The sequence below is a fragment of the Lentzea sp. NPDC004782 genome (assembly GCF_040609115.1).
Lineage (GTDB): Bacteria > Actinomycetota > Actinomycetes > Mycobacteriales > Pseudonocardiaceae > Lentzea.
In genome coordinates this window covers 244,380-261,479 of sequence record NZ_JBEXJN010000002.1, presented here as the reverse complement: position 1 = coordinate 261,479, position 17,100 = coordinate 244,380, and the positions used below count along the sequence as shown (strand labels likewise).

General features: G+C 67.4%; 11 protein-coding genes. All 11 read left to right on the top strand.

Annotated elements, in window-relative coordinates:
• Window position 1: 1 nt before the first annotated feature.
• The 11 genes from ABZV40_RS02945 to ABZV40_RS02895 all read left to right on the top strand — a co-directional run bounded on the left by ABZV40_RS02945 (window position 2) and on the right by ABZV40_RS02895 (window position 17,084).
• Window positions 2–811, top strand: coding sequence for an ABC transporter permease (locus ABZV40_RS02945; RefSeq protein ID WP_355434785.1), 810 nt, complete (start codon window positions 2–4; stop codon window positions 809–811).
• Window positions 808–2,124 carry an MCE family protein gene (locus tag ABZV40_RS02940; protein ID WP_355434782.1) on the top strand — a complete coding sequence of 439 codons (1,317 nt, stop codon included), beginning with the start codon at window positions 808–810 and terminating at the stop codon, window positions 2,122–2,124. The genes ABZV40_RS02945 and ABZV40_RS02940 overlap by 4 nt, the downstream gene beginning before the upstream one ends.
• Window positions 2,121–3,152, top strand: coding sequence for an MCE family protein (locus ABZV40_RS02935; protein ID WP_355434779.1), 1,032 nt, complete (start codon window positions 2,121–2,123; stop codon window positions 3,150–3,152). The genes ABZV40_RS02940 and ABZV40_RS02935 overlap by 4 nt, the downstream gene beginning before the upstream one ends.
• Window positions 3,140–4,150 (top strand): MCE family protein, encoded by a 1,011-nt coding sequence (locus tag ABZV40_RS02930; RefSeq protein WP_355434776.1) that lies wholly within the window; start codon window positions 3,140–3,142, stop codon window positions 4,148–4,150. The genes ABZV40_RS02935 and ABZV40_RS02930 overlap by 13 nt, the downstream gene beginning before the upstream one ends.
• A complete protein-coding gene (locus tag ABZV40_RS02925; RefSeq protein WP_355434774.1) occupies window positions 4,147–5,313 on the top strand; it encodes an MCE family protein in 1,167 nt (388 codons plus the stop codon). Before ABZV40_RS02930 ends, ABZV40_RS02925 begins: the two co-directional genes overlap by 4 nt.
• On the top strand, window positions 5,310–6,446 hold the full coding sequence (locus ABZV40_RS02920) for an MCE family protein (protein WP_355434771.1): 1,137 nt from the start codon (window positions 5,310–5,312) through the stop codon (window positions 6,444–6,446). Before ABZV40_RS02925 ends, ABZV40_RS02920 begins: the two co-directional genes overlap by 4 nt.
• Window positions 6,443–7,672 (top strand): MCE family protein, encoded by a 1,230-nt coding sequence (locus ABZV40_RS02915; protein ID WP_355434768.1) that lies wholly within the window; start codon window positions 6,443–6,445, stop codon window positions 7,670–7,672. Before ABZV40_RS02920 ends, ABZV40_RS02915 begins: the two co-directional genes overlap by 4 nt.
• Entirely contained in the window at window positions 7,672–8,172 is a 501-nt protein-coding gene (locus ABZV40_RS02910; RefSeq protein WP_355434765.1) for a hypothetical protein, read from the top strand. The genes ABZV40_RS02915 and ABZV40_RS02910 overlap by 1 nt, the downstream gene beginning before the upstream one ends.
• A 29-nt stretch (window positions 8,173–8,201) precedes the next feature.
• Complete coding sequence (locus ABZV40_RS02905; protein ID WP_355434763.1) at window positions 8,202–9,029, top strand: hypothetical protein; 828 nt, start codon at window positions 8,202–8,204, stop codon at window positions 9,027–9,029.
• A gap of 568 nt (window positions 9,030–9,597) precedes the next feature.
• Complete coding sequence (locus ABZV40_RS02900; RefSeq protein ID WP_355434760.1) at window positions 9,598–13,083, top strand: DNA-directed RNA polymerase subunit beta; 3,486 nt, start codon at window positions 9,598–9,600, stop codon at window positions 13,081–13,083.
• 104 nt (window positions 13,084–13,187) lie between these two features.
• On the top strand, window positions 13,188–17,084 hold the full coding sequence (locus ABZV40_RS02895; RefSeq protein WP_355434757.1) for a DNA-directed RNA polymerase subunit beta': 3,897 nt from the start codon (window positions 13,188–13,190) through the stop codon (window positions 17,082–17,084).
• The last annotated feature ends 16 nt before the right edge of the window (window positions 17,085–17,100 follow it).

Sequence of the window (17,100 nt, the reverse complement as noted above, 5' to 3'; positions counted from 1 at the left end):
GATGGCGAACAAGGTGCTGTCCGGACTGGACGGGTTCGGCGACCAGCTGGCGTTCTACCTCAAGGCGCTGGCGTGGACGCCTCGTGCGCTCAAGCGGTACATGAAGGAGACCCTGCGGCTGCTCGCCGAGGTGAGCTTCGGGTCGGGGGCGCTCGCGGTCATCGGCGGCACGATCGGGGTGATGGTCGGGCTGTCGGTGTTCACCGGCACGGTCGTGGGTCTGCAGGGCTTCACGGCGCTCAACCAGATCGGCACCTCGGCGTTCGCCGGGTTCGTGTCGGCGTACTTCAACACCCGTGAGATCGCGCCGCTCGTCGCGGGACTCGCGTTGTCGGCGACGGTCGGGTCCGGGTTCACCGCCCAGCTCGGTGCGATGCGGATCTCCGAGGAGATCGACGCGCTGGAGGTCATGGGCATCCCGAGTCTGCCGTTCCTGGTGACCACGCGGATCATCGCCGGGTTCGTCGCGATCATCCCGCTGTACGTGATCGGCCTGCTGACGAGCTACCTGGCGGCGCGGACGATCACCGTGGAGTTCTACGGGCAGTCGGCGGGCACGTACGACCACTACTTCAACCTGTTCCTGCCACCGGTCGACGTGCTCTGGTCGTTCGGCAAGGTGCTGGTGTTCGCGGTCGTGATCATCATGACGCACTGCTACTACGGCTACCGCGCGTCCGGTGGTCCGGCGGGCGTCGGCGTGGCGGTCGGTCGCGCGGTGCGGACCGCGATCGTCACGACGGCGCTGCTCGACTTCTTCCTGAGCCTCGCGATCTGGGGCGCCACGACGACGGTGAGGATCGCGGGATGAGGAAGCGTGTGCTGGGCATCGCGTTCCTCCTCGCGATCGCCATGTTCCTGTCGCTGACGGTGGCGCTGTACAAGGACGCCTTCAGCGACTACGTGAAGGTCACGCTCAAGACCGACCACATCGGCAACCAGCTGCAGACGGCCAGTGACGTCAAGGTGCGCGGCCTGATCGTCGGGTCGGTGAAGTCCATCCGCACCAGCGGGGACGGCGCCGAGCTGGAGCTCGCGCTGCTGCCGGACAAGGTCGACCAGATCCCCGCCAACGTCAGCGCGCGGTTGCTGCCCAAGACGTTGTTCGGTGAGCGGTACGTCAACCTCGTGCTGCCGCAGCAGAAGAGCGCGGCGATCAAAGAGGGCGCGGTCATCCAGCAGGACAAGACCAGCAGCGCGATCGAGCTGGAACGCGTGCTGGACAACCTGATGCCGGTGCTGCAGGCGATCCAGCCGGAGAAGCTCGCCACCACGCTGACCGCGTTGTCGCAGGCGCTCGACGGCCGCGGCAAGCCGCTCGGCCAGACGCTGGTGTCGCTGAACTCCTACCTCGGTGAGCTCAACCCGCAGCTGCCCGCGTTGAAGGAGAACATCTCCAAGCTCGCGGACGTCGCCAACGTCTACGCGGACGCGGCGCCGGATCTGTTGCAGGCGCTCAACGACATGACCACGACGACCAAGACGGTCGTGGAGCAGCGGGACAACCTGCTGGCGCTGTACGGGTCGCTGACCACGACGTCGCAGGACCTCACCAGCTTCGTCACGGTCAACAAGAACAACATCATCGGGCTCGCCGACACCAGCCGCCCGACGCTGGAGCTGCTCGCCAAGTACGCGCCCGAGTACCCGTGCCTGCTCAAGGGGCTCGCGGATTTCGAACCGATCATCAGCAAGGCGTTCGGCGAGGGCACCAACGAGCCGGGGCTGCACATCACGCTGGAGATCACGCAGAACCGCGGCAAGTACAAGCCGAACCTCGATGAGCCGAAGTACTCCGACAAGCGCGGCCCTCGCTGCTACGACCTCGTGCCGCGGCCGGACCCGTTCCCGCAGTACCCGCCGGACGGGCCGGTGAAGGACGGGTCCAGCTCGCCGCCGCCCGCCCGCGTGGCGCACGACGGGATCCTGCCGCCCGCCAACGCCGGCAACACCTCGACGTCGTCGGCGCAGGACGTGCTGCGGCTCGCCAACTCGCCGGAGGAGGCCAGGTTGATCGCGGCGCTCTTCGGACCGCGGATCGGGGTGGACCCCCAGGACATGCCGGGCTGGTCGAGCCTGCTGCTCGGACCGCTGGTGCGCGGAACGGAGGTGACGGTCAAGTGAGGGGAGTGCTCGCTCCGCTGCTGAAGCTGGTCACCTTCGCGGTGGTCACGATCCTCGCCACGACGTTGCTCGCGGTCACCATCGCCAACGTGAACCTCGCCGGTGCCACGGACTACAAGGCGCGGTTCACCGACGTGACGGCGTTGAACAAGGGCGACGACGTCCGCATCGCCGGTGTGCGCGTCGGGCAGGTCGACGGCATCAAGGTCGTGGACCGCAAGACCGCCGAGGTCGAGTTCTCGCTCGACGGAGACCGCAAGCTGCCCGGCTCGGTCACCGCGACGATCAAGTACCGCAACCTGGTGGGACAGCGGTACATCGCGTTGGAGGCCGGCACCGGTGACACCAAGGCGGTGCTGCCCGAGGGCGGCACGATCCCGTTGGAGCGCACCAAGCCCGCGCTCGACCTGACCGTGCTGTTCAACGGCTTCAAGCCGCTCTTCCAGGCGCTGTCGCCGGAGGACGTGAACAAGCTGTCGTTCGAGATCATCCAGGTGCTGCAGGGAGAAGGCAGCACGATCGACAGCCTGCTGCAGCACACGGCGTCACTGACCAGCACGCTGGCGAGCAAGGACAAGGTGATCGGCGAGGTCGTCGACAACCTCAACACCGCGCTCGACACCGTGAACTCACGCGGTGAGGACTTCAACCACCTCGTGATCACGTTGCAGACGCTGGTGTCCGGGCTCGCGCAGGACCGCCAGCCGATCGGTGACGCCATCACCGCGCTCGGCGACCTCACCAACGCCACCGCCGGACTGCTGCAGCAGGGCCGCGAGCCGTTGAAGAACGACATCGCCCAGCTCGGCCTGGTCTCGCGGACCTTGGGCGACAACGAACAGATCGTCGACGGCGTGCTGCAGCGGCTGCCGAACAAGCTGGAGACGATCACGCGCACCGCGACCTACGGCTCGTGGTTCAACTTCTTCCTGTGCGAGGCCGGCGGCAAGGTCGCCGTGCCTCCGGTCATCTCGAACCCGATTCCGATCACGGCGTTGCCGGTGACACAGCAGAGGTGCCGCCGATGAAACAGCGCAACCCGATCAGGACCGGCGCGATCAGCCTGACGTTGATCGTCCTGCTGCTGCTGGCCGCGTTCTACTCGGACGACCTGCCGATCGTCGGCGGTGGCACGAGCTACGCCGCGGACTTCAGCGAGGCCGCGGGGCTGGTGCCGGGCAACGAGGTCCGCGTCGCCGGCGTGAAGGTCGGCAAGGTCACCAAGGTCGCGCTCAACGGCGACCGCGTGCGGGTCACGTTCAAGGTCAAGGACGCCTGGGTGGGCGACCGGACGACCGCCATGATCCGCATCAAGACGTTGCTGGGCCAGAAGTTCCTGTCGCTCGACCCGCAGGGCACCCAGCCGCTGTCGCCCGGCAACCCGATCCCGAAGGAGCGCACGCTCGCGCCGTACGACGTGAACGAGGCGTTCAACGGGCTCGCGACGACCGTCGGCCAGATCGACACCAAGCAGCTCGCGGACAGCTTCACGGTGCTGTCCGACACCTTCAAGAACTCGCCCGAGCACGTGCGGGGCGCGTTGGACGGCCTGTCCGCGCTGTCGAAGACGATCTCGTCGCGGGACGAGCAGCTGGCCAAGCTGCTGGACAACACCAGGCAGCTGACCAAGACGCTGGCCGACCGCAACTCCGAGTTCGAGAAGTTGCTCTCGGACGGCAACCTGCTGCTCGGCGAGATCCGCAAGCGGCGCGAGGCGATCACCGCGCTGCTGACCGGGACGCGCGACCTGTCCCGTGAGCTCAGCGGTCTGGTGCAGGACAACCAGAACCAGCTCAAGCCGGCGCTGGAGCAGCTCGGCAGGGTCACCGCGATCCTGCAGCGCAACCAGGACAACCTCGACCGCAGCCTCGCGTTGATGGCGCCGTTCTACCGGGTGTTCGCGAACACCCTCGGCAACGGGCGCTGGTTCGACACCTACATCTGCGGTCTGCTGCCGCCCTCGGTGAACCTCGGCGTCGTCGGGTTCAACGAGGAAGGCTGCCTGCCTCCGGGGGTGCAGCGATGACAACGGCGGCCAACAGCAAGCTGGGGCGCGCGATCGCGATGGCCTGCGTGCTCGCGCTCGTCGCGACGGCGGCGCTGTGGTGGATCTTCTCGGGCATGAACGAGCGCAAGGTCACCGCGCACTTCGCCGCGGCCGTGGGCGTCTACCCCGGCGGTGACGTGCGGGTGCTCGGCGTGAAGGTCGGCACGATCGACGAGGTCGTGCCGGAGGGCAAGTCCGTGCGGGTGGTGTTCAGCCTCGACCGCTCGGTGCGGGTCCCGGAGAACGCCCAGGCCGTCGTGGTCGCGCCGAGCGTGGTCAGCGACCGGTACGTGCAGCTCGCGCCCGCCTACACCGGTGGGCCGACGATGGGCGACAACGCCGTGATCCCGCGCGAGCGCACCGCGACGCCGGTCGAGCTGGACGAGCTCTACCAGTCGCTGGACAAGCTCACGACCGCGTTGGGCCCCAACGGTGCCAACGCCGACGGAGCGTTGGCGGACCTGCTCAACTCCGCGGCGAAGAACCTCGGCGGCAACGGTCAGGCGCTCAACGACACGTTGAAGAACCTCGGCCAGGCCACCCGGACGCTGTCGGGGTCCAAAGAGGACCTGTTCGCCACGGTGGACAACCTGCAGAAGTTCACCGCGATGCTGGCCGCGAACGACAGCCAGGTGCGGGACTTCAACAAGCAGCTGGCCGACGTCACCAAGCTGCTGGCCGACGAGCGCGGTGATCTCGGTGCCGCGCTGAACGAGCTGGCGACCGCGCTGCAGCAGGTGCAGGGTTTCATCAAGGACAACCGCGAGGTGCTCAAGTCCAACGTGGACAAGTTGGCCTCGATCACGCAGGTGCTGGTGAACCAGCGGGCGGCGCTGGCCGAGACGCTCGACGTGGCCCCGCTGGCGCTGGGCAACCTGCAGAACTCCTACAACGCGGCGTCCGGCACGCTCGACACCCGCGCGGACATCAACGAGCTCAACCAGCCGCCGATCGTGCTGATCTGCAAGCTGGTGCAGCAGGCCACGCCGAAGAACGTGCCGCCGGTGCTCGCCCAGACGTGCAAGCAGCTGGAGCCCGTCCTGTCCGGCGCGGTGCCGCTCCAGTCACCGGCGCAGATCATCAGCGACCTGAACGCGGGCAAGCTGCCGCTGCCCCTGCCGGTTGCGGGGGTGCCGCGGTGAAGAAGCTCGCGATCGTGTTGTCAGCGCTGGTCCTCGCCGGCTGTGGTTCCGGCGGGTTCGACGGCGTCTACAACATGCCGCTGCCGGGCGGTGCCGACGTCGGTGACCACCCGTACCGGGTCAAGGCGCAGTTCAAGGACGTGCTCGACCTGGTGCCGCAGGCGGGCGTGAAGGTCAACGACGTGCCGGTCGGACGGGTCGAGCAGATCGACCTCGCACCGGACGGCTGGACCGCCGAGGTGACCATGCTGGTCAACGGTGACGTGCAGCTGCCGGCCAACGCGTTCGCGAACCTGCGGCAGTCGGCGCTGCTCGGCGAGAAGTTCGTCGAGCTGGGCAAGCCCAAGGACGCGACCGGGAAGCTCGCGGACAACGCCGTGATCCCGTTGGCGAAGACGAACCGCAACCCCGAGGTCGAAGAGGTCTTCGGCGCGTTGTCGTTGCTGCTCAACGGTGGTGGTGTGGCGCAGCTGCAGAACATCACCAAGGAGCTCAACGCCGCGATGGAGGGCAACGAGCAGGAGATCCGCTCGTTGCTGGGCAACCTGAACACGTTCGTCGGGGAGCTGGACAAGCACAAGGCGGAGATCGTCCGCGCGCTGGACTCGATCAACCGGCTGGCCGGGACGCTGGCTCAGCAGCGGGAGAAGATCGCGGTGGCGCTGACGGACCTGGAACCGGGCCTGCGGGTGATCGCCGAGCAGCGCACGCAGCTGGTGACGTTGCTGCAGTCGCTGGACAAGCTCTCCGACGTCGCGGTGGACACGGTCAACAAGAGCCGGGACGACATCGTCGCGGACCTGAAGGCCCTGCAGCCGACGTTGCAGAAGCTCGCCGAGTCGGGGCAGAACCTGCCCAAGGCGTTCGAGCTGCTGCTGACCTACCCGTTCCCGGACGCTGCGGTCGACGGCATCAAGGGCGACTACTCGAACCTCTACGCCAACCTGGACCTCAACCTCGGCAACATCCTCGACAACCTCGGCCGGTCGCGGCAGTCCCCGCTGGACTCGCTCGTGCCGACCCAGGGCACGCCGCTGCCGTTGCCGAACATCCCGTTGCCGGGACTCAGCCAGGGCACCGGGTCCGGGCTGGGCGACCTGCTCGGCGGGCTGCTGGGAGGTGGTCGCAAGTGATCACGCGCGGGACGAAGGTCAAGATCGGCGCGTTCGTGCTGGTCGCGTTGCTGGGCATCTCGTACGTCAGCGCGTCGTACGTCGGGCTGTTCAAGTCGTCGTCGACGGTCGTGACCGTGCAGCTCGCCGACTCCGGCGGCATCTTCACCAACGCCGAGGTCACCTACCGCGGGGTGACGATCGGCCGGGTCGGGCAGCTGCGGCTCACCTCCGACGGCGTCGACGTCGACCTGGAGCTGAACTCGGACGCGCCGCGCGTGCCGGCGTCGACCGAGGCCGTCGTGGCCAACCGGTCTGCCGTCGGCGAGCAGTACGTGGACCTGCGGCCGAAGACGGACGACGGCCCGTACCTGCAGGCGGGCTCGGTCATCCCGCGGTCGGCCACGCGCACGCCCCCGCCGGTGGACGGGCTGCTGTCGAACCTGGACGCGTTCGCGTCGTCGGTGCCCACGGACTCGTTGCGGACCGTGGTCGACGAGCTGCACAACGCGTTCAACGGCACCGGTGGCGACCTGCAGGTGCTCATCGACAACACCGCGGCGTTCACCGCGGCCGCCCGCGAGCACCTGCCGCAGACGACGCAGCTGCTCAAGGACGGCAAGATCGTGCTGTCCACGCAGGCCTCTTCCGGTGGCGCCATCCGGTCGTTCAGCGGTGACCTGAGGTTGATCGCGGAGCAGCTGAAGGCGTCCGACGGCGACCTGCGGCGGTTGATCGTCGCCGTGCCGCCGGCGTCGGAGCAGGTGTCGGCGCTGCTGAAGGAGAGCGGCCCGAACCTCGGCGTGGTGTTCGCGAACCTGCTGACCACCTCGAACATCCTCGTGACCAGGCGCGACGGCCTGGAGCAGATCGCCGTGACGTACCCGATCGCCGTCGGTGGCGGGTTCACCGTGGCGCCGGGCGACGGCTCCGCGCACTTCGGGCTCGCGCTGAACGTGTTCGACCCGATGCCGTGCACCGTCGGTTACGAGGGCACGAAGATCCGTCCGGGCAACGACACCTCCGCCGCGCCGCTGAACACGCAGGCCTACTGCGCTCTCGCGCGCGGATCGGCGACTTCGGTGCGAGGCTCGCAGAATGCTCCGTACGGTGGGACGCCGACGACCCCGGTCGGCAACGCCACGACGCAGCCGGGGCAGGAGCCGACGGGGCAGCAGGCGGTCCAGGAGCTGCCGCTGCTGACGTCGCTCGGTCAGCTGCTGGGTTTGCCAGAGGAGAAGAAGTAGTGCGGATGTTCACGGTGGTCGCCGCGGTGCTGGCGGTGCTGACGTTCGGGTACGCCGCGTACTTCGGTGTCGCCTGGTACTCGGCGGCGCACTCGTCCGAGTCGGCGTTCGCCGCCACGCGCGACGACGCCCTGCGCTCCGGCCAGGTCGGCATCACGAACTTCCTGACGCTCGACTACAAGAAGGTCGACGAGGACCTGCAGCGCTGGCTCAACTCCTCGACCGGCGAGCTGCGCGCGGAGATCGACAAGGACAAGGACTCGCGCAAGAAGCAGCTGGTCGACGCGAAGTCCGTGACGACGTCGAAGGTGCTCGACTCCGCGATCACCGAGCTGGACGACCGCGCGGGCACCGCGTCGATGATCGCCGTCGTCGAGAGCACCGTGACCCCCGCCGACGGCAAGCAGGTCACCAAGATCAACCGGTACCTGACCAAGCTCACCCGCACCGACGACGGCTGGAAGCTGAGCCAGCTCGGTCCGCTGCGGGCCGGCGTCTGATTCGGCCAGAACTGATAGGACGAGTGCACGTGCCCCCATCCCGCCGCCGCCCGATCCCCACCCCGCCCGCTGGAGGCCGCCCGAAGGTCGCCGGCCTGCACCGGCGCACCGCCGAGGCGCCTGAGGCGTCCGAGGTCGCCGAGGAGGCGGTGGCTCCCGCGGACCAGGAGGCCGTGGAGGCTGCGGAGGTCGTTGAGGCGGCTGGGGAGCAGGAGGCCGAGGAGCTCAAGGCCCCGGCGGCGGTCGAGTGGACGCCGCCCGCCACGAAGCAGCCGAAGCCCTCGAAGGCCGCCGAGGCCGAGCCGGTCACCGCCAAGTCCGGTGCCAGGCCCGGCTGGCTGCTGCCCGCGGCGCTGTTCGCGGTCGCGGTCCTGTTCGGCGGCCTCGGCACGTTCTTCCTGGTCAAGTCGCGTTCGGTGTCCTACGACGCGGCACTGGTCGACTCCGCGACCACCTCGGCGGTGAACGGCCAGATCCGCGAGGCCGTCGAGAAGTCGTTCTCGTACAACTTCGCCGACGTCGAGTCCACCGAGAAGGCCGCCCGCGAGCTGCTCACCGGCAAGGCCCTCTGCCAGTACAACGCCGTGTTCGGCCCGGTGAAGGAGGTCGCGCCGCAGCAGAAGCTGGTCGTGACCGTCCGGGTGGTCTCCTCCGCGGTCTCGTCGCTGAAGGACGGCCACGCCACCGTCCTGGTCTTCGCCGACCAGGTCACCACCCGCACCACCGACAACCAGTCGGGCGGCGGCACCGCCATGCTGCGCGTGAGCGCCGTCGACTCCGGCGGCCGCTGGAAGATCGACAACATGGAGATGTTCGGCGCCACGGCCGACCAGGCCCGCCAGCTCCAAGGCTGCTGACCGCACGGCACGCGGGGGCCCGCCGTCCTCTTCTGGAGTACGAAAGCTCCCCGCGTACTTTCGCGGGGGCTTTGGGAGGCGGTCGTTTGGGTCGGGCCGGTGTTCGGAGGCCGGGTGGGGTGTCGTAAGATCAACAACCCTCAGAGGTGCCCTGGAAGCACTGCTGGAACACCCTCCGCCAGTCCCGACACACGTGATCTCCGTCACACAAATCTCGTGGCGCTCTGTAAGTCCGCTTGAAAGCCGCCAACTTCCCACCAAATCGGCCGCACGCGTGTTTGTGCAGGTCAAATGGGTGACGGACGGTGAAGAGCGCTCCATCCACAGAGTGGATCGGCTGTCCACATCTTGACTGCACGCTCATGCAGGGTCACTCTGTCGGTGAGCAAGAGGAGGGTCCTTCCAGGTGCCTCTCGACAGTCGCCGTGCGCGTGGCTAGACTGCCCCTTTGCGCTGCCCATTTTCCGCTTGCCCTTCGCCGAGAGCGTGGATTAGTCGGGCATCGCCGCACCCTTGACAGCCGTGCTAGTTCGCTCTAGCCAGCTACCTGTCCCTGGAAGGACGCATCTTGGCGATCTCTCGCGCGACCAAGGCCACTGCTGCGACCAACTCCACGTCGGGGATCCCTGGAGCGCCGAAGCGCGTCTCGTTCGCAAAGATTCACGAGCCGCTCTCGACGCCCAACCTGCTCGACCTGCAGATCCAGTCGTTCGAATGGCTCACCGGTGACGAGGCGTGGTTCCAGCGCCGCGTCGACGCCGGTGACGAGACCCCGACCAGCGGTCTCGAAGAGGTTCTCAACGAGATCTCGCCGATCGAGGACTTCTCCGGCTCCATGTCACTGTCCTTCTCCGACCCGCGCTTCGACGAGGTCAAGGCCTCGACCGAAGAGTGCAAGGACAAGGACATGACGTACGCGGCACCGCTGTTCGTCACGGCGGAGTTCACCAACCACACCACTGGTGAGATCAAGAGCCAGACGGTGTTCATGGGTGACTTCCCGATGATGACGGACAAGGGCACGTTCATCATCAACGGCACCGAGCGCGTGGTTGTCTCGCAGCTCGTGCGTTCTCCGGGTGTCTACTACGACACCGCGGTCGACAAGACGACGGACAAGGACGTCTTCAGCGTCAAGATCATCCCGTCCCGGGGTGCCTGGCTGGAGTTCGACGTCGACAAGCGCGACACCGTGGGTGTCCGCATCGACCGCAAGCGTCGCCAGCCGGTGACGGTGCTGTTGAAGGCTCTGGGCTGGAGCACGGAGCAGATCCGCGAGCGGTTCGCGTTCAGCGAGACGTTGCTGACCACGCTCGAGAAGGACCACACCGCGGGTACCGACGAGGCGTTGCTCGACATCTACCGCAAGCTGCGTCCGGGCGAGCCGCCGACGAAGGAGTCGGCGCAGGCCCTGCTGGAGAACCTGTTCTTCAAGGACAAGCGCTACGACCTGGCGAAGGTCGGCCGGTACAAGGTCAACAAGAAGCTGGGCCTGACCACCGACATCAACACCGGTGTGCTGACCGAGGACGACATCGTCACGACGATCGAGTACCTGGTCCGCCTGCACGCGGGTGAGACGCAGATGGACGGTGCCGACGGCACCGAGGTTCCCGTCGAGGTCGACGACATCGACCACTTCGGCAACCGCCGCCTGCGCACCGTCGGTGAGCTGATCCAGAACCAGATCCGCGTCGGTCTGTCCCGCATGGAGCGCGTCGTCCGCGAGCGCATGACCACGCAGGACGTCGAGGCCATCACGCCGCAGACCCTGATCAACATCCGTCCCGTCGTGGCGGCGATCAAGGAGTTCTTCGGCACCTCGCAGCTGTCGCAGTTCATGGACCAGACCAACCCGCTCGCGGGTCTGACCCACAAGCGCCGCCTGTCGGCGCTGGGGCCCGGTGGTCTGTCCCGTGAGCGGGCCGGCATGGAGGTCCGTGACGTCCACCCGTCGCACTACGGCCGCATGTGCCCGATCGAGACGCCGGAAGGCCCGAACATCGGTCTGATCGGTTCGCTCTCGTCGTACGCGCGGGTCAACCCGTTCGGCTTCATCGAGACGCCGTACCGCAAGGTCGTCGAGGGCCGGGTCACCGACCAGATCGACTACCTGACCGCGGACGAGGAAGACCGCTTCGTCAAGGCGCAGGCCAACTCGCCGACCGACGACGAGGGCAACTTCACCGACGACCGCGTCCTGGTCCGCAAGAAGGGCGGCGAGGTCGAGTTCATCGACCCGATGGACGTCGACTACATGGACGTCTCGCCGCGCCAGATGGTGTCGGCCGCGACCGCCATGATCCCGTTCCTCGAGCACGACGACGCCAACCGCGCCCTGATGGGTGCGAACATGCAGCGTCAGGCCGTGCCGCTGCTGCGTTCCGAGTCGCCGCTGGTCGGCACCGGCATGGAGCTGCGTGCCGCGGTCGACGCCGGTGACGTCGTCGTCGCGAAGAAGACCGGTGTGGTCGAGGAGGTCTCCGCCGACTACATCACCGTCATGGCCGACGACGGTGCGCGCAACACCTACGCGCTGCACAAGTTCCGTCGCTCGAACCAGGGCACCTGCATCAACCAGAAGCCCATCGTCAACGAGGGCGACCGGGTCGAGGCGGGTCAGGTCCTGGCCGACGGGCCGTGCACCGAGAACGGTGAGATGGCGCTCGGCAAGAACCTGCTCGTGGCGATCATGCCGTGGGAAGGCCACAACTACGAGGACGCGATCATCCTGTCGCAGCGCCTCGTGCAGGACGACGTTCTCACCTCGATCCACATCGAGGAGCACGAGATCGACGCCCGCGACACGAAGCTCGGCGCCGAGGAGATCACCCGGGACATCCCGAACGTCTCCGAGGAGGTCCTGGCGGACCTCGACGAGCGCGGCATCATCCGCATCGGTGCCGAGGTGCAGCCGGGCGACATCCTCGTCGGCAAGGTCACGCCCAAGGGCGAGACCGAGCTGACCCCGGAGGAGCGCCTGCTCCGCGCGATCTTCGGCGAGAAGGCGCGCGAGGTCCGCGACACCTCGCTCAAGGTGCCGCACGGTGAGTACGGCAAGGTCATCGGCATCCGCGTCTTCAGCCGTGAGGACGACGACGAGCTGCCTCCGGGCGTGAACGAGCTCGTCCGCGTCTACGTGGCCCAGAAGCGCAAGATCCAGGACGGTGACAAGCTCGCCGGCCGCCACGGCAACAAGGGCGTCATCGGCAAGATCCTCCCCGCGGAGGACATGCCGTTCCTCGAGGACGGCACGCCGGTCGACATCATCCTGAACACGCACGGTGTGCCGCGTCGTATGAACATCGGCCAGGTGCTGGAGACCCACCTCGGGTGGATCGCCAAGCAGGGCTGGAGCATCAACGGCGACCCGGACTGGGCGAAGAACCTGCCCGAGGAGCTGTACGACGTCGAGCCGGGCACCCGCACGGCGACGCCGGTGTTCGACGGTGCGAAGGAAGAGGAGATCACGGGTCTGCTGGGCTCGACCATCCCGAACCGCGACGGTGAGCGGATGGTCAAGGAGAACGGCAAGGCTCAGCTCTTCGACGGTCGCTCCGGCGAGCCGTACCCGTTCCCGGTGTCGGTCGGCTACATGTACATCCTGAAGCTGCTGCACCTGGTCGACGACAAGATCCACGCGCGTTCGACCGGCCCGTACTCGATGATCACGCAGCAGCCGCTGGGTGGTAAGGCGCAGTTCGGTGGTCAGCGCTTCGGTGAGATGGAGTGCTGGGCGATGCAGGCGTACGGCGCCGCGTACACCCTGCAGGAGCTGCTCACCATCAAGTCCGACGACGTGCTCGGCCGCGTGAAGGTCTACGAGGCCATCGTCAAGGGCGAGAACATCCCGGAACCCGGTATCCCGGAGTCCTTCAAGGTGCTGCTCAAGGAGCTGCAGTCGCTGTGCCTCAACGTCGAGGTCCTGTCTTCGGACGGTGCCGCGATCGAGATGCGCGACGGCGACGACGAGGACCTGGAGCGCGCGGCCGCGAACCTCGGCATCAACCTGTCGCGGTCCGAGTCGCCCTCCGTGGACGACGTCGTCAACTAGTCACCTCGCTCGGGTCAGGGAGCGCAATGCCTCCCGCGTAGCGCTCCCTGACCTTTCCGACCAGCTCCTGCTGCCACCGATCTAAAAAGGGGAAGAGAGTAGACGTGCTCGACGTCAACTTCTTCGATGAGCTCCGCATCGGTCTCGCGACCGCGGACGACATCCGCCAGTGGTCCTACGGCGAGGTCAAGAAGCCCGAGACCATCAACTACCGCACGCTCAAGCCCGAGAAGGACGGCTTGTTCTGCGAGAAGATCTTCGGTCCCACCAGGGACTGGGAGTGCTACTGCGGCAAGTACAAGCGCGTGCGCTTCAAGGGCATCATCTGTGAGCGCTGCGGCGTCGAGGTGACGCGTGCGAAGGTGCGTCGTGAGCGCATGGGCCACATCGAGCTCGCCGCTCCGGTCACGCACATCTGGTACTTCAAGGGCGTTCCCAGCCGGTTGGGCTACCTGCTCGACCTGGCCCCCAAGGACCTCGAGAAGATCATCTACTTCGCCGCCTACGTCATTGTGGGCGTGAACACCGAGCTGCGCCACAACGACCTGCCGACGCTCGAGAGCGAGATGCAGGTCGAGCGCAAGCGCGTCGAGAACCGCCGTGACGCGGACGTCGAGGCGCGTGCTCAGAAGCTGGAAGCCGACCTGGCCGAGCTGGAGGCGGAGGGCGCCAAGTCCGACGTCCGCCGCAAGGTCAAGGAGGGCGGCGAGCGCGAGATGCGCCAGCTCCGCGACCGCGCCCAGCGCGAGCTGGACCGGCTCGACGAGATCTGGAGCACCTTCACCAAGCTGGAGAAGGGCCAGCTCATCGCCGATGAGCTGCTCTACCGCGAGCTGTACGACCGCTACGGCGACTACTTCACCGGTGCCATGGGCGCCGAGGCCATCCAGAAGCTGCTGGGTGACTACGACGTCGACGCCGAGGCCGAGGTCCTGCGCGAGACGATCCGCAGCGGCAAGGGCCAGAAGAAGCTGCGCGCGCTCAAGCGGCTGAAGGTCGTGGCCGCCTTCCAGGCGACCCGCAACAACCCGCAGGGCATGGTCCTGGACTGCGTCCCGGTCATCCCGCCGGACCTGCGCCCGATGGTGCAGCTCGACGGTGGCCGCTTCGCGACCTCCGACCTGAACGACCTGTACCGCCGCGTCATCAACCGCAACAACCGGTTGAAGCGACTGATCGACCTCGGCGCCCCCGAGATCATCGTCAACAACGAGAAGCGGATGCTGCAGGAGGCCGTCGACGCGCTGTTCGACAACGGCCGCCGCGGCCGCCCGGTCACCGGTCCCGGTAACCGCCCGCTGAAGTCGCTGTCCGACCTGCTGAAGGGCAAGCAGGGCCGGTTCCGCCAGAACCTGCTCGGCAAGCGCGTCGACTACTCCGGCCGTTCGGTCATCGTGGTCGGCCCGCAGCTCAAGCTGCACCAGTGCGGTCTGCCCAAGCAGATGGCGCTGGAGCTCTTCAAGCCGTTCGTGATGAAGCGGCTGGTCGACCTCAACCACGCGCAGAACATCAAGTCCGCCAAGCGGATGGTCGAGCGTGCGCGCCCGGCCGTGTGGGACGTGCTGGAAGAGGTCATCACCGAGCACCCGGTGCTGCTCAACCGTGCTCCCACGCTGCACCGCCTCGGCATCCAGGCCTTCGAGCCGCAGCTGGTCGAGGGCAAGGCCATCCAGCTGCACCCGCTGGTCTGTGAGGCGTTCAACGCCGACTTCGACGGTGACCAGATGGCTGTTCACCTGCCGCTGTCGGCCGAGGCGCAGGCTGAGGCCCGCGTGCTGATGCTGTCGTCGAACAACATCCTGTCCCCGGCGTCCGGCAAGCCGCTGGCCATGCCGCGTCTGGACATGGTGACGGGTCTGTACCACCTGACCCGGCACAAGGCCGGCGACATCGGCGAGGGTCACTTCTACTCGTCGCCCGCCGAGGCCCTGATGGCGTTCGACCGCAAGGTCCTGGGCCTGCAGGCGATGGTGAAGATCCGCATCTCCGACAAGAACCCGCCCAAGGGGCAGGAGCCGGAGGGCTGGGAGCCCGGTCAGCCGTGGCTCGCGGAGACCACGCTGGGTCGCGTGCTGTTCAACGAGATCCTGCCGCAGGACTACGCCTTCATCAACGAGGTCATGCCCAAGAAGCGGCAGGCCGTGATCATCAACGACCTCGCCGAGCGGTACCCGATGGTCACCGTCGCCCGGACGCTGGACAAGCTGAAGGACGCCGGTTTCCACTGGGCCACCCGTTCCGGCGTGACCGTCGCGATCTCGGACGTCCTCGTCCCCGCCGCGAAGCAGGACATCCTCGAGGAGCACGAGCGCCTCGCGGACGCGGTGGAGAAGCGCTACCAGCGCGGTCAGCTCTCCCACGAGGAGCGCAACTCCGAGCTGGTCAAGGTGTGGACCAAGGCCACCGAGCAGGTCCACGAGATCATGGAAGACAACTTCCCCGAGGACAACTCGATCCGCGTCATCGTCCAGTCCGGCGCCGCCGGCAACATGACGCAGGTCCGTTCGCTCGCGGGTATGCGTGGTCTCGTGACCAACCCGAAGGGTGAGTACATCCCGCGCCCGATCAAGAACTCGTTCCGCGAGGGCTTGTCGGTGCTCGAGTACTTCATCGCGACGCACGGTGCCCGCAAGGGTCTGGCCGACACCGCGCTCCGCACCGCCGACTCGGGTTACCTGACCCGTCGTCTGGTGGACGTCTCGCAGGACGTCATCATCCGCGAGATCGACTGCGGTACCACGCGTGGCGTGAACATGACCGTCGGCGAGCAGCTGGGCGACAAGGTCGGCCTGCACGAGTTCGCGCAGACGTCGGTCTACGCCCGCACGGTCGCGGACGACATCCACGACGCGCAGGGCAACCTGATCCTGAACCGCGGCGACGACCTCGGCGACCCGGCGATGCAGTCGCTGGTCGAGGCGGGCATCCTCCGCGTGAAGGTCCGCTCGGTCCTGACCTGCGAGTCCGCGGTCGGTGTGTGCGCGTCCTGCTACGGCCGCTCGATGGCGACCGGCAAGCTGGTCGACGTCGGCGAGGCCGTCGGCATCGTCGCCGCCCAGTCCATCGGTGAGCCCGGTACGCAGCTGACGATGCGCACGTTCCACCAGGGTGGTGTGGCCGGTGACGACATCACGACCGGTCTGCCGCGTGTCCAGGAGCTCTTCGAGGCCCGCGTCCCGAAGGGCAAGGCGCCGATCGCCGACGTCGACGGCCGCGTCCGCATCGAGGACGGCGACCGCTTCTGGAAGATCACGCTGATCCCGGACGACGGCTCCGAGGAGATCGTGTTCGAGAAGCTGTCCAAGCGTCAGCGTCTCGCCAACACGGCGACCGGCCCGCTGCAGGACGGCGACCACGTGGCCGTCGGTCAGCAGTTGCTGGAAGGTACTCCGGACCCGCACGAGGTCCTGCGCGTCATGGGCCCGCGCGAGGCCCAGCTGCACCTGGTGCAGGAAGTGCAGAAGGTGTACCGCGCCCAGGGTGTGGCCATCCACGACAAGCACATCGAGGTCATCGTCCGGCAGATGCTCCGCCGGGTCACGATCATCGACTCGGGTGCCACGGAGTTCCTGCCGGGCTCGCTGGTCGAGCGGGCGGACTTCGAGTCGGGCAACCGCGCCGTCGTCGCCGAGGGTGGCGAGCCGGCCGCCGGTCGTCCGGTGCTGATGGGTATCACGAAGGCCTCGCTGGCCACCGACTCGTGGCTGTCCGCGGCGTCGTTCCAGGAGACCACTCGTGTGCTGACCGACGCCGCCATCAACGGGCGTTCGGACAAGCTCATCGGTCTGAAGGAGAACGTGATCATCGGTAAGTTGATCCCGGCTGGTACGGGCATCAACCGCTACCGCAACATCCAGGTCCAGCCGACCGAGGAAGCGCGTGCGGCTGCGTACGCGATCCCCTCGTACGACGACGGGTACTACACGCCCGACGTGTTCGGGACTGGAACTGGTGCCGCGGTGCCGCTGGACGACTACGACTTCGGGCGGGACTACCGCTAGTCGCTGGTTGACGTGG